The organism is Microcystis aeruginosa NIES-843 (genome assembly GCF_000010625.1).
Classification (GTDB): domain Bacteria; phylum Cyanobacteriota; class Cyanobacteriia; order Cyanobacteriales; family Microcystaceae; genus Microcystis; species Microcystis aeruginosa.
Map to the genome: position 1 here is coordinate 4345987 of NC_010296.1, position 24760 is coordinate 4370746.

General features: G+C 43.2%; 25 protein-coding genes and 3 pseudogenes. 22 read left to right on the plus strand and 6 right to left on the minus strand.

Going from position 1 to position 24760, the window contains the following annotated elements; translation table 11 throughout:
* Positions 1–15 precede the first annotated feature (15 nt).
* The gene (gene sipA / locus MAE_RS20555) at positions 16–228 is read right to left on the minus strand and encodes a regulatory protein SipA (protein WP_002777112.1); all 213 of its coding nucleotides are present in this window, start codon (positions 226–228) and stop codon (positions 16–18) included.
* A gap of 291 nt (positions 229–519) precedes the next feature.
* Between sipA and MAE_RS20560 the strand changes: the two genes are divergently transcribed.
* The 10 genes from MAE_RS20560 (at position 520) to MAE_RS35870 (ending at position 4513) form a co-directional block, all read left to right on the plus strand.
* Complete coding sequence (locus tag MAE_RS20560; RefSeq protein ID WP_008202209.1) at positions 520–756, plus strand: hypothetical protein; 237 nt, start codon at positions 520–522, stop codon at positions 754–756.
* Complete coding sequence (locus tag MAE_RS20565) at positions 756–1208, plus strand: type II toxin-antitoxin system VapC family toxin (RefSeq protein ID WP_002750618.1); 453 nt, start codon at positions 756–758, stop codon at positions 1206–1208. Before MAE_RS20560 ends, MAE_RS20565 begins: the two co-directional genes overlap by 1 nt.
* Before the next feature lie 272 nt (positions 1209–1480).
* Entirely contained in the window at positions 1481–2233 is a 753-nt protein-coding gene (locus MAE_RS20570) for a PEP-CTERM sorting domain-containing protein (RefSeq protein ID WP_012267267.1), read from the plus strand.
* A gap of 95 nt (positions 2234–2328) precedes the next feature.
* Complete coding sequence (locus MAE_RS20575) at positions 2329–2583, plus strand: hypothetical protein (RefSeq protein ID WP_002757250.1); 255 nt, start codon at positions 2329–2331, stop codon at positions 2581–2583.
* The gene (locus MAE_RS20580) at positions 2565–2810 is read left to right on the plus strand and encodes a hypothetical protein (protein WP_002757248.1); all 246 of its coding nucleotides are present in this window, start codon (positions 2565–2567) and stop codon (positions 2808–2810) included. The genes MAE_RS20575 and MAE_RS20580 overlap by 19 nt, the downstream gene beginning before the upstream one ends.
* A gap of 211 nt (positions 2811–3021) precedes the next feature.
* Positions 3022–3276, plus strand: coding sequence for a hypothetical protein (locus MAE_RS20585; RefSeq protein ID WP_002757246.1), 255 nt, complete (start codon positions 3022–3024; stop codon positions 3274–3276).
* Between the two features lie 159 nt (positions 3277–3435).
* Entirely contained in the window at positions 3436–3708 is a 273-nt protein-coding gene (locus tag MAE_RS20595) for a hypothetical protein (protein WP_158303549.1), read from the plus strand.
* Positions 3709–3873: 165 nt separating this feature from the next.
* Entirely contained in the window at positions 3874–4167 is a 294-nt protein-coding gene (locus tag MAE_RS20600) for a nucleotidyltransferase family protein (protein WP_002757241.1), read from the plus strand.
* On the plus strand, positions 4164–4451 hold the full coding sequence (locus tag MAE_RS20605) for a HepT-like ribonuclease domain-containing protein (RefSeq protein WP_012267269.1): 288 nt from the start codon (positions 4164–4166) through the stop codon (positions 4449–4451). The genes MAE_RS20600 and MAE_RS20605 overlap by 4 nt, the downstream gene beginning before the upstream one ends.
* Positions 4448–4513 carry a hypothetical protein gene (locus MAE_RS35870; RefSeq protein ID WP_261779598.1) on the plus strand — a complete coding sequence of 22 codons (66 nt, stop codon included), beginning with the start codon at positions 4448–4450 and terminating at the stop codon, positions 4511–4513. Before MAE_RS20605 ends, MAE_RS35870 begins: the two co-directional genes overlap by 4 nt.
* A gap of 111 nt (positions 4514–4624) precedes the next feature.
* On the opposite strand, the gene MAE_RS20610 is transcribed toward MAE_RS35870, so the two are convergent.
* Together MAE_RS20610 and MAE_RS30535 are read right to left on the minus strand one after the other, a co-directional pair.
* Positions 4625–5524, minus strand: a complete 900-nt coding sequence (locus MAE_RS20610) for an amino acid ABC transporter substrate-binding protein (RefSeq protein WP_012267270.1) — start codon at positions 5522–5524, stop codon at positions 4625–4627.
* A gap of 41 nt (positions 5525–5565) precedes the next feature.
* The gene (locus MAE_RS30535) at positions 5566–5772 is read right to left on the minus strand and encodes a hypothetical protein (protein ID WP_012267271.1); all 207 of its coding nucleotides are present in this window, start codon (positions 5770–5772) and stop codon (positions 5566–5568) included.
* A 1199-nt stretch (positions 5773–6971) separates the two neighbouring features.
* On the opposite strand from MAE_RS30535, the pseudogene MAE_RS20620 reads away from it, so the two are divergent.
* The 4 genes and pseudogenes from MAE_RS20620 to MAE_RS20640 all read left to right on the plus strand — a co-directional run bounded on the left by MAE_RS20620 (position 6972) and on the right by MAE_RS20640 (position 9550).
* Positions 6972–7908, plus strand: a pseudogene (locus MAE_RS20620) (IS110-like element ISMae40 family transposase).
* 187 nt (positions 7909–8095) lie between these two features.
* A complete protein-coding gene (locus tag MAE_RS20630) occupies positions 8096–8722 on the plus strand; it encodes a TenA family protein (RefSeq protein ID WP_004162521.1) in 627 nt (208 codons plus the stop codon).
* A 15-nt stretch (positions 8723–8737) separates the two neighbouring features.
* Positions 8738–9145 (plus strand): DUF2605 domain-containing protein, encoded by a 408-nt coding sequence (locus tag MAE_RS20635; RefSeq protein WP_002757231.1) that lies wholly within the window; start codon positions 8738–8740, stop codon positions 9143–9145.
* A 99-nt stretch (positions 9146–9244) separates the two neighbouring features.
* The gene (locus tag MAE_RS20640) at positions 9245–9550 is read left to right on the plus strand and encodes a DUF2973 domain-containing protein (RefSeq protein ID WP_002732775.1); all 306 of its coding nucleotides are present in this window, start codon (positions 9245–9247) and stop codon (positions 9548–9550) included.
* Here the strand turns inward: MAE_RS20640 and MAE_RS36530 are convergent.
* Positions 9491–9733: pseudogene (locus MAE_RS36530) on the minus strand (hypothetical protein). The gene MAE_RS20640 and the pseudogene MAE_RS36530 sit on opposite strands and share 60 nt — an antisense overlap.
* Positions 9734–9781: 48 nt before the next feature.
* Between MAE_RS36530 and MAE_RS20645 the strand changes: the two are divergent.
* A complete protein-coding gene (locus tag MAE_RS20645; RefSeq protein ID WP_012267273.1) occupies positions 9782–10429 on the plus strand; it encodes a YqiA/YcfP family alpha/beta fold hydrolase in 648 nt (215 codons plus the stop codon).
* Positions 10430–10551: 122 nt separating this feature from the next.
* On the opposite strand, the gene MAE_RS20650 is transcribed toward MAE_RS20645, so the two are convergent.
* Positions 10552–11118, minus strand: a complete 567-nt coding sequence (locus tag MAE_RS20650) for a hypothetical protein (protein ID WP_041804241.1) — start codon at positions 11116–11118, stop codon at positions 10552–10554.
* A 497-nt stretch (positions 11119–11615) separates the two neighbouring features.
* Here MAE_RS20650 and MAE_RS20655 point away from each other — a divergent pair, with 497 nt between their 5' ends.
* On the plus strand, positions 11616–13274 hold the full coding sequence (locus MAE_RS20655) for an IS1634 family transposase (RefSeq protein ID WP_012263887.1): 1659 nt from the start codon (positions 11616–11618) through the stop codon (positions 13272–13274).
* Between the two features lie 435 nt (positions 13275–13709).
* On the opposite strand, the gene MAE_RS20660 is transcribed toward MAE_RS20655, so the two are convergent.
* Positions 13710–15314, minus strand: coding sequence for a hypothetical protein (locus tag MAE_RS20660; RefSeq protein WP_012267275.1), 1605 nt, complete (start codon positions 15312–15314; stop codon positions 13710–13712).
* A gap of 467 nt (positions 15315–15781) precedes the next feature.
* On the opposite strand from MAE_RS20660, the gene psaA reads away from it, so the two are divergent.
* The 6 genes and pseudogenes from psaA (at position 15782) to MAE_RS20685 (ending at position 24749) form a co-directional block, all read left to right on the plus strand.
* Positions 15782–18031: a photosystem I core protein PsaA gene (psaA, locus tag MAE_RS20665; protein ID WP_002780971.1), complete on the plus strand. Its 2250-nt coding sequence runs from the start codon at positions 15782–15784 to the stop codon at positions 18029–18031.
* 178 nt (positions 18032–18209) lie between these two features.
* Positions 18210–20423 carry a photosystem I core protein PsaB gene (psaB, locus tag MAE_RS20670; protein ID WP_002770787.1) on the plus strand — a complete coding sequence of 738 codons (2214 nt, stop codon included), beginning with the start codon at positions 18210–18212 and terminating at the stop codon, positions 20421–20423.
* A gap of 54 nt (positions 20424–20477) precedes the next feature.
* Positions 20478–20969, plus strand: a complete 492-nt coding sequence (locus MAE_RS20675; RefSeq protein ID WP_041804949.1) for a DUF29 domain-containing protein — start codon at positions 20478–20480, stop codon at positions 20967–20969.
* A gap of 402 nt (positions 20970–21371) precedes the next feature.
* Positions 21372–21566 (plus strand): annotated as a pseudogene (locus MAE_RS35290) (hypothetical protein).
* Positions 21563–23965, plus strand: coding sequence for a dynamin family protein (locus MAE_RS20680; RefSeq protein WP_012267278.1), 2403 nt, complete (start codon positions 21563–21565; stop codon positions 23963–23965). Before MAE_RS35290 ends, MAE_RS20680 begins: the two are co-directional and overlap by 4 nt.
* Complete coding sequence (locus MAE_RS20685) at positions 23955–24749, plus strand: hypothetical protein (RefSeq protein ID WP_041804243.1); 795 nt, start codon at positions 23955–23957, stop codon at positions 24747–24749. Before MAE_RS20680 ends, MAE_RS20685 begins: the two co-directional genes overlap by 11 nt.
* The last annotated feature ends 11 nt before the right edge of the window (positions 24750–24760 follow it).

Sequence of the window (24760 nt, forward strand, 5' to 3'; positions counted from 1 at the left end):
ATGCACTTAACGGGTTTAAATGGCTTCTAAATATTTGCTATCGAGCAGAAATGAGCCTCGATCGAATTTTACACCCCAATAACCCCCCGGCCGGCGATCGATAACCGTGCCGATATCGTCGATATTGAGTAGCTCCGGCGGCCGTAACATAGGCATGGGATCGGCGGTTTTCAGGTAAGGGGGAATGGCAATCAGACGGACTTTTCCCCCGATGCTAATTTCACTCATGGTACTGGCTAGATGCGATCGTGACATCGTATCTCAACTTAGCATATTTCAAATCATTCTAAAGATAGATTCCCTAGGGAATAGGTATTCTGTAAGCTGTTGCCATCCGCCTTTGGCGTTGGGTTGGGCTGTTGCCTGACCTAGCGGCGAGCGGAGCGATCGCTATCGGTACAATCAAAAAGACCCAAAATCTTAATCGCTAGTTAGGGAGAGGAATGTAAAGATTTATTAAATATAGAGAAATTGCGGCATGAGATATGATTGATATGGTTGCCTATTAGTCTAAGTCAAATGAACATTGAACAAGTTATCATTAAAAACCTAAGAAAACTTCCCTTAGAAAAACAACAAGAAGTGTTATCCTTCACCGAATCTCTCACCTCAAGAATTTCCCTCCCTTCCCCAGATTATAGTCTCACTCCCCAGGAAAAAGCTCAAAAATGGCAGAAAGTAATCGCTAAACTTCCTAAAACAAGTGCGAATTTACCTGATGAAGCTTTACACCGTGACACTATGTATGAAGACTAATGACTCAATATTTACTGGATACTAACATTTTGCTTCGGGCGGCTGATACGTCTTCAGCAACTTATTCTCTTGCTAATAATGTAATTACTCAAATCGTCGAAACAGCTAATGAATGTGTTATTATTCCTCAAGTTTTAATTGAATTTTGGGTAGTTGCAACCCGACCCCTTGATGTTAATGGTTTAGGTTGGACTCCAGCACAAGCTACAAATTATGTCAATGATTTATTAGATAACTTTACATTAATTGCAGAAACGCCGGATATTTTTCCCCTTTGGTTTCAATTAGTCACCATCTACAACATTAAAGGAAAACGCACTCATGATATTAGGCTTCTTGCTGTCATGAAAGCTTCTAACATTACCCATTTATTAACCTTTAATCCTGATGACTTTATCCCTATTCCCAATATTACCATCGTTCATCCTCAAGATTTCATTAATTCCCAATAATTAAGCAGCCAATCCGACATACCGCGCCACAATCCCTCACGGAAGGCAATAGGTCGCTTGAGAAGGGGTAAAACAGGGGAAAACACCTGGGACTCCTTCCCCTGTGAATCCCTAAGCTAGGGAGAGGAATGTAAAGATTTATTAAATTGTATATTTTAATACAGTTGTGGGGGGGGGAATGTGTATAATCCCGTTGTCTCCCTTTGGTGTTGGGTTGGGGTGTTGCCTAACCTAGCTGGGAGGGGATAACCGCACTATTGAGAAGAAAAAAAATGAAAAACAGCATCTCAGCCGCGATTCTTGGAGCGGCTGTAACCACTGCACTAATCGGACTATCTACAAGTCCTGCTCACGCTGCTCCTCCTGCTGCTCAACTTAGCTTCAAGTTCGACTTTTTAACTTCGGACGGTGATTTATTTAAACTGAATCTGACTACGGAGGACACGCTGACTACTGTGACTGATGTACCCGCTTACACTGATCCAACCAGTGGTTTAACTTCTCCAAAATATACCTTTACAGGCTACAAAATCCTTGACGTGACGGGAACAGTTACTGAAAAAGGCATCACTAACCCTATTGCTAATATACTTCCCGCAGGCTCTGGCGTTTTTAATGCACCTGTCGATGGTGTTCCAACCATAGACCAGATTCCCCACTCGCCGACGGATAACCTTTACAATCCCAATGGTGGCTTTGCTCCAGGAGTGCTTCCAGCAGGGTATAAAGCTGGTAACTTTTCTTTTGGAGGTCTAGCTTTCCATGTAGGGGGTACTGAAAATGAAGATTATCAAGTATTCACCCGGCCGGATTTTGATAGCACCTTCAAGCGGCCGGGGCCAGGCTATGACTATGGCGGTTGCCCCGGTAGCTGCAAAGGGGCTATACAAATTGTTCCTGAACCCTCCTCAACCGCTGGACTTTTAGCTATTGGCTCCTTTGGTGCATTAGGCGCAGCTTCAACCCTGAAACGCAAACTAAAATCCTCCAAAACATCAGAAAACGAAACCACAAAAGTAGGCTAAATTGCTGACAAAATACGATAAATGCCCCTTCATTCAGTCAGTTGAGGGGGTTTATTGTATAATAGGGACATGATTAAATCAAGAGGATTTTGGTTATGCAACAGGTGACGATTGAGCTACCCACCACCATAATTAATGCTCTAGCCGCCTACAATCAAGAGCATAAGGTATCTTCTTCTGATACAGTACAAACGGCTATAGAATCATTTTTAATAGCGAAAGGCTATTTATCCAAACCGAAAAAATCTTTTCACTTATCTCCCGCACCCAAAGGAAGTGGCTATACTGACACATCCATCAATCATGACGCTGTTTTAGCCGAATTTACAGCTTGCCTCTATATAGATTAGGATTTGAACAAGCCACTCATTTCACACAAAATTGCTTAGAATCTGCTAATCTGATCAATCCGACAGAAGATCAGTATTTCGCAGCCATAGCAAAAGCTAAACAATTTCCTGATCAAACTATTACTATTGTTGATGCTTTGACTGCTATCATCTCAATCGAATTAGATCTACCTGTTTGGAGCTATGATTATCATTTTGATATAATGCGGGTGAAAGTATGGAGATAACCCTCAAGTGCCAACTAAAACCCTCCAAACCCTCAGAAAAGGAAACCACAAAAGTCTCCTAAAAAACATTAATAAAAAACTTGCGATCGCCCCTTAATTCAGTCAGTTGAGGTGGTTTTGTTTTTTTATATATCTTCCTCTTACACATTAGTCGCTCGAAAATGATAAGATAGATATAATAAACCAGATTGAGTCTGAGGAAAAATCAAAAATGCAATTTATTCAGACTAAAGCCAAAATCAAAGATGGACAATTAATTATCGAGCAACCCCATCAAGATTTGCCAACAGACACAGAGATTGAAGTTGTTATTATTGTTCCCGATCAAAATGAACAAGTAGAATTTGAACAAGCTCGTACTAAGATGCAAGCTGCATTTAAAGAAGCAGGTATCGACACTGATGAACAGATTTTAGAGCTTATTCGTAAAGTGAAGCAAGAACTATTTCAGGAGCGGTATGAATGAGGAGAATTTTTTTAGATGCAAATATTTATATTATTGGTCAATTAAAACCCCTCTCACCACAAGAGCGAATTCTTACATGGTTAGGATATTATACCCCCAATAATCAATCTTCAATCAAAGTTATTATTTCCCAGGAACTCATTAACCAAATTTTACGAGTTGGCAAAAGCAGCCAAAATAGTAGATCAAATCTGGCAGAATCTTAATTGCTTATGTATACCAGAAACGATTGCAATGAAAGCAGAAGCAAGTCAGATAATTGCAGAAAAATTAGTGCCTTCTGAAGATGTTTTTATCTATCTAACTGCCAAATATGGTGCGGCAGAAATCTTTTTGTCTGAAAATCGAGAATTAATCAAAATTATTGCTGATTTTGATTGTTTAACATCAGAGGAATTTCTTGATAAATATCTGCGACAAATGCCCCCTTAATTCAGTCAATTGAGGGGGTATTTTTGGCCTAACTCTCTCAATTCCCATGATTTCAAGGAGTATGGTTTATCCTTTCATCCGATATCTGCTACAATACAGATACAGGAAATAACATTTTGATCAGTAGGGTAGAAGTCTTTTCCGTTATCTTAGAAGGTAAGCATCATGAAAAATTTAGAAGAAATTAAAGCGATTTTGGGTCAAGTTAAGTCCTTAGTAAAAGAAAAGTATCATGTCAGTGAATTAGGTATTTTTGGAGATTATGTAAAAGGAGAAGTGCAGGAAAATAGTGAAGTTAATATTCTGATAGATTATACAGAACCGCCTAGTTTACTAGATTTAGTAGATCTGGAATATTATTTAAGTGATTTACTTAAGGTAAAAGCGGATGTTATCAGTAAAAATGGATTAAAAGGAAGAAGGAGAGAAAGAATTTTATCCGAGGTTATTTATGTATGACGCAACGGGAATTTAGAGATTTCTTGCAAGACATTCTAGAGGCAATTTGTCAACGAGAAAAGATGACTCAGGATCTAAGCTTTGCAGAATTTCCAACTAAGATAGAAATATTTCTTTCGGCAGTAAAATTAATTGAAATAATCGGGGAAGCAGTCAAAAATATTCCTGATGAAGTGAGAGTTAATTATCCCAATATTCCTTGGAAAAACATCGCAGGTATGCGGGATAAATTAGTTCATGACATGAATATTGGGCAATTGATGAAAAAGTCGTCTGGAAAGTGATTCAAAACAATCTCCCCCAGCTAAAGAGAATCATTATCAGTATCATTGAGAAATTACAATAAATTTTCCTTCCTCCTTTAAAAACCCACCTCCCCACTTCCCACTTCCCCATTCATAATTATTCCCACTTGCAAGAGTGCCTTTTTGAACCTTTCCCTAAAAAGGTCTTAATTTTAGGGAAATACAGTTAAAGGAATCCATTCGTAGGTGTTGACAATGCCTTGAAAATAATCATTAATAGTTTCTCTGGAATAGGGAACAACACCCTCTTCACCAAACCAACGTTCATAAATTGTCACCGCTTGTTGTTGGTCACTAACGATCCCTTCCATGAATTTTAATAGGGTATAATTCACTGTATCGCGCCATTTAGAATCATTTTCGGGTAAAGTACAGGCATAGGATTCGTAGGCGTAGGGATAGGAGGGAACTATGGCTAAATTATTGGGATTTTTAGCGCTTTTCCTTAAACCTTCCAGGGTAATGCCATCACTGGCAAAACCATCAATTTCTCCCGCTTCTAGTTTTTGTAAACCCTCGCCACGATTTTTAACTTTGACCAAAATAGCGGCGGGTTGTTGAGTTTTAATTACTGCTTCATTAGTAGTATTGGCAATTACTCCAATGCGTCTGCCTGCCAGGCTACCGATGTCATCGAGATTACTACCTTTGCGGGTGAGCAATTGAGTACCACCGGCAAAGTAACTAACAGAAAAATCCACTTCATTTTCTCTTTTCCAAGTAAAAGTAGTGGAGCCACATTCTATATCTATAACCCCTGTTTTCAACTTTTCAAAGCGATTTTGGGGAGTAATCTCAACAATTTTTAACTTAATTGGTTTTCCTAACTTCCGTTCGGTTTCCTTGCGAATTAACTCTAACATATCAAGGCTGTAACCCACCCACTTGCCCTGGGAGTTGACAAAACCAAAGGGAATAGCATCTTTACGAGCGCCCGCAGTAATTACCCCAGTTTTTTGAATGCGATCGAAGATTGCTCCCGCAAGGCTAGAATGGTTACTGGTGAGGGTTAAAGCTACTGTCATCGTCATGACGGCAAGTGTACGCTTCATTTTTTTTCCTAATCTGAAAGTGGCTCAAGTCTGGGACTGTTTCAGGAGACTGAGAGTTTCCCAGAGGAAGATTTTTCAGAGGAGATTGCTGGGGACAAAAAAAGAGGAGAGATGTTACTCTCTCCCCCTTTCAGTTTTTTCGACAGCATTTTAAATTGTTTTTTCAGTTGTCGCTGTCGGGCCGAACCACCCTTGCCTTTGTCGTTACGTCCCTGACGGCGGGGGGACTCCCATCGCTTAAGTCGCATAGTTTTTAATTCAAATTTGGTTAGTTATCTGTATTGTAACAGGGTTAGCGTCAGTTTGGGTTAAGGAAATGAACTGACGGGGTGTAGGGTGTGGGGTGTGGTGCGATTCGTTGGCTAGAAACTAGACAGTAAGACGTTTAGAGGATTAGCCGCTTGGTAAATGTAGTACCTTGATAACTTTATAACCCTACAGGTGCGGGTTAGTAATAACCTTAGTCCTGTCCTCTAGATGCCTAGAGTGACGGCATTTCCTGCTGCTTTAGACTTGGTACATCTGAGGTAGTGAGCGAGGAAAAAAAAGCGGTATCTGATAGCCTAAATCAGAAACCCGTTGAGCCAGAACCTATGGATAGCCCTGGGGCGAAGATACGAATTAACCATCGTCAACACCCACGAGCCAAAAGGCTGACAGGCTCGAAACAAAAGTTAACAGAGTTGGGGCTGATAGCTCATACCACTATCAGTAAGGCATTCCCGTTACTCTGTTGTGGACAGTATCATCCTAAGGGTTCAACCAATGGTTATAGGGAACGAAGTAACCCTGATTGACTCTGCCCGTTCGGGGCAGTAGGAAACCATCCGCAAGTCAATAGAGGGAGAGGATGTCCTTAAAAGCCAAGGCTTTGAGTAATATCAAAGATATGCTGACAAAGGACGGGTAACTAGGAAGTCTAAGCAACAATCAACGGTCATATACGCCCTAAAACCAACAATCTTGTCTGGTGGGGATACAGCCAAGAGGGTTGAATAGACAAGGAAATAATAATTCCCATTATTATTCTACTAATGACAGTAGCCTAGTTACTCAGGAGCCGGATACGGCGAAAGTCGTAAGTCCGGTTTTGAAGCAGGGGGTGGGAAGGCGACTTCCTGCTCTACTGTAACGGGTGTGGGGTTTTACCCATTTTCAGTAACCCATGCGGGCGTTGGGTTTCATGCTTCAACCCAACCTTGTATCTTGAGAAGTAGGCAACCCGTCCCAACCTAGGTAAAAAATACCGCTTTGTAGCTTGGGTGCCTATATTCTGAAAAAGGGCGTGGACATCCAGTTCAACCGAGGTGCTTGACACCGTTGGGTAGCCACCGGAGCCACGCCGTCATCCCGATGAGACAAGCTCGAACAATCGCTGGAGGATTAACCTCGTATTCGCAAGGACGAGTTACCAAAGGGACAAAATAACTTAACCCCAGCATAAACGATGACAGAAGAAAAAACATGGGTAGGGATCGATGTCAGTAAAGAGGTTCTAGATATCTACGTGTTGCCGCAAGGTCTGACCTTGCAACAACCCAACAGCGACGTTGGCGTTCAATCGCTGATTGAACAATTACATCCTCTCTCACCGAGTTTGGTGGTGGTGGAATCGACGGGTGGATTAGAGCGCGCACTCGTATCGGGCTTACAAGCCGCCACAATACCGGTAGCGATCGCCAACCCCCGCAAGGTCAAAGGGTTTGCGACGGCATTGGGGAAAGCAAAAACGGACAAATTGGACGCACAGGTAATCGCTCAATTCGCACGAGCCGTGCAACCCCAACCCCAACCCGTGGTTGCCCCCCAAGCCCAACAATTGAGCGACCTAGTACGACGACGACAGCAGTTGGTGGAGATGCAGGTGGCGGAGAAAAACCGCCTCAGTCGTGCGTCTGAGACGGTGCAACTAGATATCAAAGCCCATATTGAGGAAATCCAACAGCGTATTGAAAGCCTCAACGAGCAGATTCAGTCCCTCGCCCAACAGCAAGCCGATTGGCAACGCAAAAATGAAATCTTACAATCCGTTAAAGGGATCGGCAAAGTTTCATCTGCCCTATGTTTGGCGGAATTACCCGAGATGGGAACACTCTGGCGAAAAACAGATTGCCCGGCTGGTCGGGGTCGCTCCTATCAACCACGATAGTGGCCAGCACAAGGGTAAACGCATGATTTCGGGGGGACGCACCTCGGTTCGCTGTGGCTTGTACATGGCCACATTGGTAGCCATTCGTCATAACCCAGTGATTCGGAAGTTCTACGAACGGTTGTTGACCAATGGCAAGTTGAAAAAGGTGGCCTTAGTTGCCTGTATGAGGAAATTGCTGGTTATCCTCAATGCCATGATTCGTGATAATAAATGCTGGCAAGCACCCGCTTAGTCCAGTTTTCCGAACAATTTCATCGCTGACAAAACGGATGACTGGTGCCGTTACTTTGTCTTGCCTATTTGGGGTACAAAAGATTTTCTTTATTCCCCTTGACTTTTAAGACAATCGCTACATTCATCTTATATTTAATTCCACCCACCCACTTAACCAACCTTGTCCACCTAATTAGTATTTTCCTATGCTTAGTCAGCAACTTTGGCACAGCCATCAAGATCTAGTACAAGCTTGTCTAGAACACCCTTTTGTGCGAGGTATCGCCACAGGAGAGCTTAAACGGGACTGTTTCGCTTTCTATGTCGGTCAAGATGCTTTTTTTCTGGAATCTTTCGCCCGTGCTTACAGTATCGCCGCCGCTAAAGCTCCCGATTGGCAGGGATTTACTAGCTTTCATCGGTTAGCGGCAGGGGTATTAAAGGAATTAGAATTACACGAAAATTACGCTTTACAGTGGGGGGTTGACCTGAGAAAGGTTCAGCCCGCTAACGCCACCCGTCGCTATCGGGATTTTCTTCTCGCTACCGCTTGGATGGGTGATATCGGTGCGATTGCCGTGGCGATGAGTCCCTGTATGCGTCTTTATGCTTATCTGGGTCAACAATTAGCCTTAGAGCCGATTCCTGAGAATCCCTATCAAGCTTGGATTGATAGTTATAGTGGGGATGAATTTGAAGCTTTAGCAAGCCAGTTAGAGGAATTAGCCGATAAATACACCCTGATGACCGAAAATATCTCTTTATCCTATCGTTATGCCCTTAGTTGTGAACTGGATTTCTTTAGTGCCGCCTACAGCCGGGGCAAATCTTAAAGTTTTCCCGTCATAATGTTAAGAAATATAAATAACGCTAAGATTAAGGTAAGCAAAATCGTCATTATAAGAATAATGTTTCCTTCGCAACCCACCGAAAACGAACTCCTGAAAACTATATTGGAACCTCTACTAGAGGATTTCACCCATTGGTTTTCCCGTTCCCGTCTCCTCCTCGAATCCGAGAGATTATCCTTTCTCAGCGTCGAGGAACAAAACGATTTATTGGCAAGAGTCAAAAACGCCCAACAGGAGGTGGCCACGGCTTATTTACTCTTTAAAACCACAGGTGGTCAGGTGGGTATCGAGGCCAAGATGTTGTTGCCTTGGCATCAGTTGGTGGCAGAGTGTTGGGGAGTCAGCAGTCGTCGTCGTCGATTACAGGGTTGGGGAGAATATCAATCTCCTCAAACTGATGCTTAACCTGAAACTTTTTGGTAAGCTAGAGAGTTGAGCGAATTTTTAGCATAAAGTTTTGGCAATTAGGGAATATTCACACATAATTCATGGGAGACTCGGCCAATGTTACATCTGCTCTATATCCTCGCCTTCACAGTTATCGCTTTTTTGACCATTAATAATTTAATTCGGAGTCTGATTACTGTCAGCATGGATTCCCAGAAACGTCCTGCTAAATCGGCTAATTCCTATAATCCCTACGGTTATCCCATGACTTCCCATCCCGAACTTTTGGACGAGGCCGGACAACCGATTAATGAACCTCTGTTAGTGATTCGTTCTCTCACTGTCGAAGATGCTCGTCAACAGTTAGATGCCATTTATAATTCTTCTCCCAGTGCTACCAAAGAGCAAGATGAAGAAATCTAATTGGGGTTGGCTGAATAAATCTAAAAATCTTGTTGGGTAAGACTTTGAGACCTTTTTGAAATCCAAAAGTGCTAGGCAAGAGGGTGATCAGGGGGAAAATTCAGGTGCTTTTTCCCCGAAAATTAGGTAATTGACCTCCTCAAAATCGGTAAAACCCTACACCCCACACCCCACACCCCACACCCTGCCCCCACCAGCAAACTTTTTCAGCAGACCCTAATTGGTTCTAGAATGGCGGTTCTTCAAAACAGATATATTTATCTACACGGTTTTGCTTCTAGCCCCCAATCAACAAAAGCGCAATTTTTGGCACATTGTTGGCAAAAGAGGGGTTTAGCAATGGAAATTCCCGATCTTAACGGTGATGACTTTTCTAGCTTAACTCTCACTCGTCAGATTGTCCAAATCGGCCCATTGATTGAACAATCTCAGTTTCCCGTTACACTGATTGGTTCCAGTTTTGGCGGTTTAACGGCAGCTTGGCTGGCAGAAACTTATTCTCAGGTGCAAAGGCTCGTTTTATTAGCTCCGGCTTTTAATTTCGGGCCGATTTGGTTGCGACAATTGGGAGCAGAAACCCTAGCCAATTGGCAAAAATCTGGGAGTTTATCGGTTTATCACTACGGTTATCGTCGTTCTCTGCCAATTTATTCCAAATTTATCGAGGATTTAGCTAATTATCCCCAAGAAAAGTTAATCAGGCAGCTCCCCACCCTGATTATTCATGGTCGTGCCGATGAGGTGATTCCCCTAGAAAATAGTCGCCATTATTGCATAAATCGTCCTTGGGTAAAATTAATCGAATTAGATAGTGATCATGCCCTTACCGATGTTTTGACGAGAATCCGGGCTGAAATACAATTATTTATCAATTTTTGACTGAAAAAGACCCCCCTTCGATCGGAAAAAGGGGGAGTATTTAGTATTTTTGTATCAGATTTTGAGAAGATTTTTCAGCTTCTCAGTCTCAAGACAAGAGATTTTCTCCTGATATCTTGCCACTACCAAAGTCCGCGGATAGGAGATACACTAGGCTCGGGAGCGGGTTGAGGAGCAACTTCAGTAAAGGTTCTGGTTTCCGGGGGTAAAGCGGGAAGTCCCCAAGCGGATTCTTTTTGGTTAACTTCTCTTAAAAGTTGCGAGCGAGTAGCGCTGGTGGTGATTTCCGATTTTAGTTTCAAGCGGGAAACCCAATAGGGATGAGCTTTACCCACATAAACTAATTTGCCATCTACCACCTGCAATAGTACATCGTCACCACCAGTGGCATCCCCACTAATACGAGCGGTGGTTCCGTCAGCAAAGTCGCCACTGAAAATTTCTTTGCCATCCACTGTTACAGGTCTGATCAATTGGATGGACATAATGCCACCCACGGTTCCCCGAACGCGACCTAGTATATAGTCACCGGGGTTGAGTTGCGGCTCACCTCTGTAGGTGTCATGGCCGCGCAGTTGACTGATCAGGATTTCGTTATTTTCCGGTCCTGCTTGTACGGGTACAGCGCCAACGGTGGTTAGGGCAACTAAACCGGCAAAACCAGCGACAAGGGAAATTTTGTTAAACACAATTACCTCAAGCAAAAAGTTAGTAAATTACTCAGAGACGTTCTAAATTATAACTTAGTTCCCAATTTTGTCTATATTGCGAAATATTTGTTTAATAATTTCTCGATCGAGGTGTTGGGGATTTCAGTTATCAGTTATCAGTTATCAGTTATCAGATTGCAGTGTTGAGTAGACAGTGTTAGGGGAAAACTTCGGTGTCTTCTGGACATCAGGTGAAAAATGTTCACTGTGTTACATCCCACATTCCGCACCCTCAACTGTCACATAATACCAAATTTCTAAATCCATGACAGACATCCACGCTCGAATGCTTGCCAAGCCGGTGTTCGTTGTGACGCGAATAAAGAAAAATGGTGTAAGCTGTCCCCCTCCAGAGACTTGAGTAAAAATACCTAGCTGGTGAAGGTTTTCTCGGTGGCCGCTAGGGGGGTCTTGAGACCCCTAATTATGAAAAAATAGGAATTGTTGGAAAACTGAGGCGAGTGGACTGTTCGACCATGAATCAATCAACAGAAATTGAAGTCAAAAATCTAGACCATCTGGGATTAGTAGCCGGAATTATCGATGAAATAGGAATCGTTGAAATTATCAACGAACAAGTCTCAATTGAGCGAGGAGAAATTGTCACAGCTGGGCAAGTCGTGAAAGCAATTATCCTGAATGGATTGGGATTTGTCTCCCGAGCCTTGTATTTATTTCCTCAATTTTTTGAAGATAAAGCAACCGAACATCTGCTGGGAGAGGGCATCGAACCAAAACACCTGAATGATGATAAAATTGGTCGAGTAATGGACAAACTTTATCAACTTAATGTTTCGGTCATTTTCCTACTGATTAGTTTAGCGGCCGTGAAAAAATTTGGTGTAGCAACCGAGAACTCCCATTTAGATTCGACTTCTCTATCAGTAGAAGGAGAATATAACAAGGAATACCCAACAGTAGAAATCCTGAAATCAGGAGCAGTGGGAGAAGAAATTGAAACCAGACAACAGCCAATAAAAATTACCTACGGATACTCCCGCGACCGAAGACCTGACTTAAAACAATTTATGATTGACTTAATCGTAAGTGGGGATGGAGATGTACCTTTATTCCTGAAAGTAGGGGACGGAAATGAAGCGGACAAAGCGGTTTTTGGTCAAATCGCCCGAGAATTTAAAAAACAAGTTGACTTTGACAGTTTAATAGTCGGCGATAGCGCCCTCTATAGCAAAGAGAATTTAAAACTAATGAAAGAAATGCGTTGGTTGTCTCGAGTACCATTAAGCATTAAAGAGGCTCAAGAGTTGGTTGATAGCATCTCAGAAAAAGAGTTAACCGATTCAGAAATACCGGGTTATTCCTGGCGGGAAACCATCTCTAACTATGGGGGGATAGAACAAAGATGGTTGCTAGTTGAAAGTCAAGCTAGACAAGAATCAGACTTGAAAAAATTAGAGAAAAAAATCGAGCAGGAAAAGAATTCTGCCCAAGAAAAAATCCGGCAACTATCCCGAAGAGAATTTGAGAATAGAGCGGTGGCGTTGGCGATAGCCAAAGGATTATCTGACTCCTTAAAATCTCATCAGTTAACGGAGATTAAAGTCAATCTCATTCCGCCTGAGTCCCAGGGGTCAAAACTCAAATCAAAAGACGATTTACCCTCTCAAAGCTATCAAGTTCAAGCCGAATTAGAGTTGAATTTGACCGCCATTGAGAGGCTAAAGAAACGAGCAGGACGATTCGTTTTAGCAACTAACGATTTGGAGAAACAACGATTAAGCAGTGAGGATATACTCAAAAAATATAAAGGGCAACAAGCTCCGGAAAGAGGATTTTCTTTTCTCAAAGACCCCTGCTTTTTTGCCCACAGTGTCTTTCTCAAATCTCCCCATAGAATCGAGGTCATGGCCATGCTCATGGGCTTGTGCCTGCTGGTTTATACTATTGGTCAAAGACAACTTCGTTTAAGTTTAAAACAGCAGGAGACGGGACTGAAAAATCCGTTGGGTAAGTTAACTGACCGACCGACGTTACGCTGGATATTTCAGGGCTTTCAAGGGATTCATCTCGTCCGTATTCAAGACAATCAAAAGATTAGCAACTTAACGGATGAGAGGCGCAACATTTTGAGATTTTTTCCCAAACCTTGCCAGGAATATTATCTCTTATCTTGACCAGATGGATTGACTTCAAGGGGTGACAAAACAAAGCGAGCAACTGGAACATCTCCCCCTAGATGTTAAGTCTGATTGCCTAGTCATTCTCAACAAGCACTGTTTATTGAGAATGACCGGGGGAACTCTGAAATTTTCGGCTTAGTTGCCGGCAGCTTGCCGCCAACTCACTCCTCTAGATAAGTATTTTGACTCGCGCCCCTTCCTCTTTTGAGACGTTGTGACACTTAGGGTGCGGAATGTGGGTTACATAATGGTTATTAATGCTAGGGACATAAGGCTTATGCCCTTTTTTCGATAAGATAAGCTGATCACCTTAACTCCAATAGAACCAAACTTGGGAACTTTCTTTTCACTGATTACTGTTTACTGTTCACTGCTCACTGAAAAATCCCCACCTCCCCACTTCCCCTGAAAACCGGATCAAGCTAGGCTTTAAGATCGATCGATATTGGTGAATAATTGAGGATCGAGGGTGGGTAGTTCGATATCTTTTTCTGCTGGGGGAGAGGCTAACTGGAAGCGATTGAAGGTTTGTTGAATGCGATCAAAAATGGTGATTTTTTGCTCGCTATTGTTTTGGGGTTCGGGAATAGGTTCCACTTCTAGCGGAGGCTGAACCCCAGGGGCCGGTTCGTTAATCTCTTTTGTCTCCGGTATGGTGGTTAGGGGAGATTCGATCGCTTCGGGGGTTTCCTCGACCTTTTCGATTGTTTCTGTCTCTACTGGTTTTTCTTCCACTATTGGGCTTTCTGGCTCAATAACAGGGTTTTCCTCAACTATTGGGCTTTCTGGCTCAATAACAGGGCTTTCTGGCTCAATAACAGGGCTTTCTGGCTCAATAACAGGGGTTTCCTCAACTATTGGGGTTTCTGGCTCAATAACAGGAGTTTCCTCCTCAATAACGGGGGTTTCCTCAACTATAGGGGTTTCCTCAACTATAGGGGTTTCTGGCTCAATAACGGGGGTTTCTTCCTCAACTATGGGAGTTTTTTCCTCCTCAATAACAGGGGTTTCTGGCTCAATAACGGGGGTTTCTTCCTCTAGACTGGGAATGGTTTTATAGTTGGGATCAACAATGCTACGGGCAATTGTAGGGGATAAATCGCCGCGGACTAATTGACTGAGGCCGTCTTGGTAAGAGGGATCAAAACTAATCACGCGCACGCTGGTATTAAACTCGTTTTCGATTTTATTTCCCTTACCATCGATGAATTCTAGTTGTACCCAGTTATTGCCCTTGGCAAAACCCTTGAGATAGATCGGTTCCCAAGTATCAAGCAGAAAACTTTCACCGTTGACAGTGACACGAATGCGCCAATTTTGAAGACTATTATCCCCGTTGGCAGTATTGGGCAGACGTAGAGAAGCATTACTCAGATAAAAATCGAGCAGGAGCGGTTCTGCACCGTAGATTCCTTGCGGACTACTGTAGGTTAATAGGGGTAAGTTATGATCAGGGGCATTTTTGCCTGTTTTTGTCAGAATATGAAAGGTTGTTTCAGCGAAGGCCCCATCATTTTTAAAACTTTCCTGCCAAGGCCGCAGGGCCAAGACGCGGAGGGTGTGAGTACCGGGGGCAAGATTTTCTAGGATAATCGGTTGCTTGAGGTCGTAGATAGCCGCTGCTGGTTCATTATCGACAATTAGGCTCAAGTGGGGTCCTAATTTCAGGGTATCGTCTTGGAAAATTGGCAGCCCCGACACTTGTAGTTTAACTGTCACCTGAGGGTCATCGAAAACTTGTTCGGCCAGAGGACTGAGAATCGTTACTTGGGGAGCGTAACGATCTAAACTGGCGCGCAGTTCCTGAATTAGGGCCGGGGGGGCAACCTCAGAAATGCGGCCCTGGACGACGGGAAGATGAAGGGTTTCGGAAGTGGGGAGATTGGTAGCCGTCAGGCGATCGCCACAGGCGGTTAACAGGGTGGTCAGTAAACCGATCACAAGACATATATGAAGGGTTTTGACTGGGATTAATTTATGTAGTAGGGATAGCACGTTCCTCCTAGAGCCAAGGCCAAAATCTATAGAAACCATTGATTTTTGCTAGAGTCATTGAATGCTCTGGTGTCAGCAAAAGCGCGAGAAGATCAGGTTATGGCCTCAATTTTACAGAATTGTTTGATTGTTTTTTGAGAATCTATCTATTGAATTTTCTATATGGTCTGGTGAGGGAGAAAAAGGTGAAATCGGCTTCTGGGGCGACAATTAATAAACTTTTGTAAAGAAAAATTACCGGTCTGACCCTGACTAAGACCGTCCATAGCAGAAAATGTCTCTCCTATCAAGGATTGAGAGAATTTTAATTATTGTTAAGCACAACGAACAGAGGAGAGAACAAAGACTTATCATCTACTATTGATGCTTTCGACTGGAATCTCACCCAAGAGGAAAGTCAAGCGACATTAACAAAAGGTGGGTCAGATTTCAACTTGCCTTTTTTAGGTTAAAAAATCTATCCTCAAATAAAACGCTAAGTCTATTGTCGAGAGAGGAGAATCCTCATGGCACTCCCCCCCAAAGAGGCGGTAGCTAAAGTGATTGTAGATAAAGACCCAGTACCTACTTCCTTTGAGAAGTGGGGTCAACCGGGGCATTTTGATCGCACTTTAGCCAAAGGACCCAAAACCACCACCTGGATTTGGAACCTACACGCCAACGTCCACGATTTTGATAGTCAAACCAGCGATCTCGAAGATATTTCTCGGAAAATCTTCAGCGCCCACTTCGGACATCTCGCCGTTGTCTTCGTTTGGCTTAGTGGAATGTACTTCCACGGCGCGAAATTTTCTAACTATGAAGCTTGGTTAACCAACCCGCTCGCCATCAAACCCAGCGCCCAAGTGGTCTGGCCGATCGTCGGTCAAGGCATCCTCAACGGCGATGTGGGCGGTGGTTTCCACGGTATTCAGATCACCTCTGGTCTGTTCTACCTCTGGCGCGCCTCCGGGTTCACCAACAGCTATCAGCTATACTGCACCGCTATCGGTGGTTTAGTTATGGCGGGCCTGATGCTGTTTGCCGGTTGGTTCCATTACCACAAAAGCGCACCGAAACTGGAATGGTTCCAAAACGTGGAATCGATGATGAACCACCACTTGGCGGGTTTACTCGGCTTAGGTTCCCTAGGTTGGGCCGGTCATCAGATTCACGTTTCTTTACCGGTGAACAAACTCCTCGATGCGGGAGTAGCTCCCCAAGACATCCCCTTGCCCCACGAGTTCATCCTTGAACCGAGCAAGATGGCGGATTTATATCCCAGTTTCGCCCAGGGTTTGACCCCCTTCTTTACCCTTAACTGGGGTGCTTACTCGGATTTCCTCACCTTCAAAGGTGGCTTGAACCCCGTGACTGGTGGTCTCTGGCTTTCCGATACCGCTCACCATCACTTGGCGATCGCTGTATTATTCATCATTGCTGGTCATATGTACCGTACCAACTGGGGTATCGGTCACAGCATGAAGGAAATCCTCGAAAACCACAAAGGTCCCTTCACCGGTCAAGGTCACAAAGGACTGTACGAAATCCTGACCACCTCTTGGCACGCCCAGTTAGCGATTAACCTGGCTCTCTTAGGTTCGCTAACCATCATCGTGGCCCACCATATGTACGCCATGCCGCCCTATCCCTATCAGGCGACTGACTACGCCACCCAACTATCCTTGTTTACTCACCACACTTGGATCGGTGGCTTCTTAATCGTCGGTGCGGGAGCGCACGGAGCGATCTTCATGGTACGGGACTACGATCCGGCCAAAAACGTGGATAACCTGCTCGATCGGGTGATCCGTCATCGCGACGCAATTATCTCCCACCTGAACTGGGTATGTATTTTCCTCGGCTTCCATAGCTTCGGTTTATACATTCACAACGACACCATGCGGGCTTTTGGTCGTCCCCAAGATATGTTCTCGGATACGGGAATTCAACTACAACCCATCTTTGCCCAATGGGTACAAAGTCTCCACACCCTAGCCCCCGGCAACACCGCTCCTAACGCTCTCACTACCGCTAGTTATGCTTTCGGTGGCGACGTGGTAGCAGTGGGTGGCAAAGTGGCCATGATGCCGATCACTCTCGGTACTGCCGATTTCCTCGTGCATCACATCCACGCCTTCACCATCCATGTCACCGTGTTGATTCTCCTCAAAGGGGTTCTCTACGCTCGCGGTTCCCGTCTGATTCCCGATAAAGCGAATCTCGGTTTCCGTTTCCCCTGCGATGGTCCCGGTCGCGGCGGTACCTGCCAAGTTTCCGGTTGGGATCACGTCTTCCTCGGCCTGTTCTGGATGTACAACTCCCTCTCGGTCGTAATCTTCCACTTTAGCTGGAAAATGCAGTCCGATGTCTGGGGAACCGTCGCCCCCGATGGCACTGTCACCCACGTTACCCTCGGTAACTTCGCCCAAAGTGCCATCACCATCAACGGTTGGTTACGGGATTTCCTCTGGGCGCAAGCGGCGCAAGTCATTAATTCCTATGGCTCCGCCCTGTCTGCCTACGGAATCATGTTCCTAGCCGGTCACTTCGTCTTCGCGTTTAGCTTGATGTTCCTGTTCAGTGGTCGCGGCTACTGGCAAGAATTAATCGAGTCGATCGTCTGGGCGCACAACAAGTTAAGAGTTGCCCCCGCTATCCAACCTCGCGCCCTGAGCATCATTCAAGGTCGTGCCGTTGGTGTGGCTCACTACCTCTTAGGCGGTATTGTCACCACTTGGGCATTCTTCTTGGCCAGAAGTCTCTCGATTGGCTAAACTTGCCTATAAGGGCTTGCCAGTCCCCCGGGGATTGGCAAGACTAGGCTGAACCAGCGTCGATTGACCGATACCTCTGTAAGCGTTTCCTATTACAGTGGGTGAATTTAAAAAAGGAAATAACCAGCACTCGTGTAAGAGCCTCAGTTATTTAGAGAGGAGAATTTCCTAAACAGCTATGGCAACTAAATTCCCTAAATTTAGCCAAGATCTAGCCCAAGATCCGACCACCCGTCGGATTTGGTACGGGATCGCCACAGCCCACGATTTTGAAAGTCATGATGGCATGACGGAAGAGAATCTCTACCAAAAGATTTTCGCGTCGCACTTCGGCCACATTGCAATCATTTTCCTGTGGACTTCCGGTACTATATTCCACGTCGCTTGGCAAGGTAACTTCGAGCAGTGGATCAAAGATCCCTTAAACATCCGTCCCATCGCCCACGCGATTTGGGATCCCCAGTTCGGTAAAGGCGCTGTGGATGCCTTCACCCAAGCTGGCGCTTCTAATCCGGTTAACATCGCCTATTCCGGGGTTTACCACTGGTTCTACACCATCGGTATGACCTCCAACCAAGACCTATACCAAGGTGCGGTGTTCCTGCTGATTCTCTCGGCGATTTTCCTCTTTGCTGGCTGGTTACACTTACAACCTAAGTTCCGTCCTAGCCTCGCTTGGTTCAAAAACGCTGAATCTCGCCTGAACCACCACCTCGCCGCTCTGTTCGGTGTTAGCTCTCTGGCTTGGACCGGACACCTCGTTCACGTTGCTATCCCCGAATCCCGCGGTCAGCACGTTGGTTGGGACAACTTCCTCTCCACTCCCCCCCACCCGGCGGGTTTACTACCCTTCTTCACCGGTGACTGGGGTGTGTATGCGGAAAACCCCGATACTGCTAACCACATTTTCGGTACTGCCCAAGGCGCGGGAACTGCGATTCTCACCTTCTTAGGTGGTTTCCATCCCCAAACCGAGTCCCTCTGGTTAACCGATATGGCTCACCACCACTTGGCGATCGCTGTGATCTTCATTGTGGCTGGTCATATGTACCGCACCAACTGGGGCATCGGTCACAGCATCAAGGACATCCTCAATGCACACAGACCCCCCAGTGGTAAGTTAGGAGCCGGTCACAAAAATCTTTATGACACGGTTAACAACTCTCTCCACTTCCAACTCGGTTTGGCCCTGGCTTCTTTAGGCGTGATCACCTCTCTGGTGGCGCAGCATATGTACGCGCTACCCCCTTATGCCTTTATCGCTAAGGACTACACCACCCAAGCGGCTCTCTATACCCACCACCAATACATCGCTGGTTTCCTAGCGGTGGGTGCTTTCGCCCACGGTGCTATCTTCTTCGTGCGTGACTATGATCCCGAAGCGAACAAAGATAACGTCCTGGCGCGGATGCTGGAGCATAAAGAAGCGATCATCTCTCACCTAAGCTGGGTTTCCCTTTTCTTAGGTTTCCATACCCTCGGCCTCTACGTTCATAACGATGTGGTCGTCGCTTTCGGTACTCCCGAAAAACAAATCCTGATCGAACCTGTGTTCGCTCAATTCGTGCAAGCAGCTTCGGGTAAAACCCTGTACGGCATGAACGTACTGTTGTCTAACCCCGATAGTATCGCTTACACCGCCTATCCTAACTACGGTGATGTTTGGTTGCCCGGTTGGCTAGACGCAATCAATAGCGGCACTAACTCCTTATTCTTAACCATCGGTCCTGGCGACTTCCTCGTTCACCATGCGATCGCTCTTGGTTTACACACCACCGTTCTAATCTTGGTTAAAGGTGCTTTAGACGCTCGTGGTTCCAAATTAATGCCCGATAAAAAAGACTTCGGGTATTCCTTCCCTTGCGACGGTCCCGGCCGTGGCGGTACTTGCGACATCTCTGCTTGGGATTCCTTCTACCTAGCCATGTTCTGGATGTTGAACACCCTGGGTTGGTTAACCTTCTACTGGCACTGGAAACACCTCGGTGTCTGGTCGGGTAACGTGGCTCAGTTTAACGAAAACTCCACCTACCTGATGGGCTGGTTCCGCGATTACCTCTGGGCTAACTCGGCTCAGTTAATCAACGGTTACAACCCCTACGGTGTTAATAACCTTTCTGTCTGGGCCTGGATGTTCCTCTTTGGACACCTCGTTTGGGCAACCGGTTTCATGTTCCTGATCTCTTGGCGTGGTTACTGGCAAGAGTTGATCGAAACTATCGTTTGGGCCCACGAACGCACTCCTCTGGCGAACCTCGTTCGTTGGAAAGACAAACCCGTGGCTCTCTCGATCGTTCAGGCTCGTTTGGTTGGTTTAGCTCACTTCACCGTTGGCTATATCTTCACCTACGCCGCCTTCTTGATCGCTTCCACTGCTGGCAAGTTCGGCTAAACCTTGAATTAGGTGACTAAAAAACCCCCCGCCCATTGGTGGGGGGTTTTGTTTATGATCGATAATAAAAGCGCGGCTCAATCTCAAAAATCTATGCAGGTGGAAGAATTAAAACAACTTTATGATCAGGACTTTGTTTTGTGGATTGAGCGAACCACCGAACAAATTCGACGCGGGGAGATTAAAAATTTAGATTGGGAACATCTTTTAACGGAGATAGAAGATTTGGGGAGAGAACAAAGAAACCAAGTGGAAAGCTATCTAATTCAAACCGTTAAACATTTATTAATGTATCAGTATTGGCTGACTGAAAAAGGTAATTGTGGCCGGGGATGGGCCGATGAAATCGATAATTTCCGTCTAGAACTAGAAATTTTATTCCAGTCAAAAACCCTCTACAATTATGGGGCTTCTAGGCTAGATATTATTTATGATAAAGCCAAGCGATCGGTGATCAAAAAAACTGGTTTATCTGTTGATAGGTTTCCGCAAGTTTGTCCTTATACCTTTGCAGAAATTATAGATTTTGATTTTTTACCAGTTTAGAATAGGAGAATTAAAGGAGACCTCCTGTAAAAGTAAGTTATCGAGGAGCTATCGGTTTAAAATATCTAAAACTTCAGATAAATTTGACGTAATCTTGGGTTTTATCGAGAGTGTATTTGTTTCTTGTTTTTTTCTCCTCCTGTCGTTCGTCTCCTTACATAAGGGAAGATTTTTGATTTTTGCAGGAGATCTAGGCAAGAAAAAAAATTATCGTTATAATGAAGTTGTGGGGAGCATCTCACCTTTGTAACCCCTAAATCAGGTTTTTATGTCAAGCTATTTTGAAAGCCTTGCTAGAAAACAGTTTTGGGGATAAGTATAGTTACTTACTTGCATAAATGAGATGCTCCCAATAGCCAAGTTGTGAGTTGTGGCTTATGGTTCTTCGGTTTGTGCTATGCAATGTCTTTCTCTATAAGGGATGAAACCCTTATAGAGAAAGACATTGATGCGATTTTTGTCAATTGTTTTCGATCTAGAACGAACTAATCAATAGAACTCTTGCCAGATAAGGATTTAGTCGATTTATGCCACCCTATTGAACCATACCAAGTAACGAAGAACCTGGCTTATTCTGTCAGCGGTAGAGTATTATGAGTCAAAAATCTTACGAAGTTTTCCAAGCAGTGGAAAATAAAGCTAACCTTCTAGCGGGTTATTGGGGTGACTTCAAAACGGAGATTATTCGGCATTTGCCTGAATCCTATCATGGTGAAATCCACGAACTTTCTAGTAACCTAGAGAAAGCTTTAGAAGTGTTAATCAATGAATTGCGCCATCCTACCCTGATTTTAGCGACGACTGGCACGACGAGCAGTGGGAAGAGTACCTTAGTGAATTTCCTCTGTGGTGCTGATATTGTGCCAACCGCCGTCAGTGAGATGAGTGCAGGAGCAGTTACGATTGAGTATAGCGAAGAAAAGACTTTAATTATTGAAGAAACACCTGGAGCTTTGTGGAAATGTGGTGAATGGAAAAATATTAGCGATGAGGAAATTTGTAAACGCTTAGAGGAAGCAATGCTTCGTTATATTGATAATAAAATTGATAATAAAAAAGATAAAGCTAACTTAGCTTATCCTAAATTTACTATTTATTATCCTTTCAGACTTTTTAAGGAATATGAGCAAGATTTACCTAAAGGTGTCAAAGTTAAATTACTAGATTTACCCGGATTATCTTATGTGGGTGATGAAAGCAATATGGAAGTTATTAAACAGTGTCGCGGTGCCTTATGTCTTGTAACTTATAATAGCCAAGAAACTGACCCTCAGAGGGTTAAAAGTTTATTATCACAGGTTGTAGAAGAAGTCAAGGAGTTAGGTGGTTCTCCCGAACGAATGTTATTTATTCTCAACAAAATTGATGTTTTTAGAGAGGATAAAAATTGGGTAAAGAGTGAAAAGCGTTTTATAGAAAAAACAACCCGAAGTATTAAAAAAGAACTCACAGAACAATTAAGAGAATATACCAAAGCGATTGAAAATCTCAAAATTATCAAATTAAGTACGCGACCTGCTTTTTTATCTTTAGAGTTACAAAGTTCAGATGAAAATAGAAGAATTGAAGCTAGTAAACAAGCTAGGAAACAATGTACTTCTTTAATTGAAGATATACTTGATGAATTACCTGGATCGCCTAGCAAATGGTTGAACCATGATCGAACAAGAATTGCTAATACGTTATGGCAAGAATCCTATGCTGAAGAATTTCAACAATATCTAAACCTGCATATTAGCCAAAATTTCCCTAAATTAGTTATTCCCCAAGCTATAGAAAGATTTAATGTAGCGGCGGGAAATAGTATTGCACAATGGGCAGTACAAACGACCACGGCAATTCTTAACAGTTCGGAAAAAAATTATCAAAAGGAAATAGAAAAAATCTCATGGATTAAATCTTCCTTAAATCAATTTCTGCAAGTGAGTGATGCTAATTTACGAAAGCCTTTTGAAAAAATTAATCAAAACTGTGAGGAGTATATAAACCAACAAACAGAAGATGATCCCCTTTCTATATTAACAGAAGCTATTACCGATCTTCAATTTACTGAGCCTTATAATGAAATTGAAGAAAAATTAGTTCCTCTTTATGATTGGAGAAATGCTTTAGGGAGAGGAGTTGATCAGATTTTAGAAGCAGTAGCAGAATCCTTAGAAAATGGCAGAGTTACCCTCGATCATCCTAATTTTAAAAAAGCTAATATTGTCAATGTTAACTTGCTAGAGGGTAATCTGAGAAGATTAATCAAACTGGGCTATAGTCATTATTTCGCCAAAAATGGACAAAATGTGGTGGCAAAAACTCAGGAAGAAAAAGAGAAGCTTAAGCAAACAAATGATGCACTTAACGAACTGTCTATTCATCTTAGTCTGATTATAGCGCAAGTGTTGGATAAAATTTCTACCCAAGAGATTCAGCGAATGTATGAAGCGGTAAATGAATTATTCATCTGTCATCTTGCTTATTTAGAAAAAGGTTCTAATGAACGCGCTCCTGATATTGTGATTAGATTTCCAGAATCAGAGTTAAACAAAGTTACAGATAATCTAAAATTTGATTTTGTTAAGTTTGACTCGGACTTTGAAATTAAAAAAGAAAAATATATTGAAGAATATAGAACTTGGAAACATTGGTTATGGATAATTCCCAAAAAGGAAAAACGCTTTAGCGATAATGCAAAAATTCCAAGTATAGGAGAAATTTTAGCCGACTGGAAAAAACAGTTAAAAGAAGTTGAACCTGAGATGTTAAAGCAAGTAATAGAATGGCTATTAGCACAAATTGACGATTTAAAAAAAAGTGTAGATAAAACTCAAAATGATATTTTTGATCAGTATCGGGATAGACTAGAAAAGGCTAGACAGGAGATTACTTTTGATTATGAAAAACAGCAAAATGTGTGGCAACCTATGCAACAAAGAGCGAAAAGATTAGAGGAAGAATTTTCTCGACTAGGTAATTTTGAAAAGGAGGCTGATTCCAGTGGTAGTTGAATACTTTGAAACCAGATATAAGCAAATTTTTGAACAAGTTTTTCCTCACATTAAAAGACAGGAAGTAGGTACTTTAAGTTCTGTCATTTATTTGATTTTAGATACAAGCCAAGCCCAGGAACTTTGTCAAGAATATGGTATTAAAAAAAATGCTTCTTTAGATGATGATTTAGATTTATCTGATGATATTATATATACAATTTCTATCAATAAACAAAAACCTGTTAAAGAATCCCCTATCCTTAAAACGGGGGGAGAAATTTTTAAAAATGTCTCCAGACCATTTCGCAAATCCCTAGATGATAATGAGGACAAAATGGAATTAATTGTACTCGCTGCTGTTATCTTAATCGGAATATATTCTACTCAAAAATTGTTAAGGAAGTCCCACGAACAAAACACACGTCCTCCTGTACCTCCTAGCCAACCTATTCCTACAGCGATTTGTCTAGCTGTTCCTGCATCAGCAGTTTATGACTTAATTGTAGGAATGCGGATAAATAGAGAGAAAATCATTCAACTAATTGAATCTGCTCCAGAGTTTTTATGTATTAAAGTAGAAGAAGCAAACAAAAAAATTATAGATACAATTAAGCAAGAAATTTCACCAGACAGTCAACTTAAATTTTATATTAGGATTGACATACCCAATGGACAAGATATCATTGGTGCAGAAACTAAATATGTTATTAAAAGGGATATACCCAAGGAGACAAAGGGTGAAGTTAAAGATCTAGGTCGCTTGAAAGATGCGTCTGTTCTCAGAAAATTCAACCGTATTTAAGGAGTTAATGT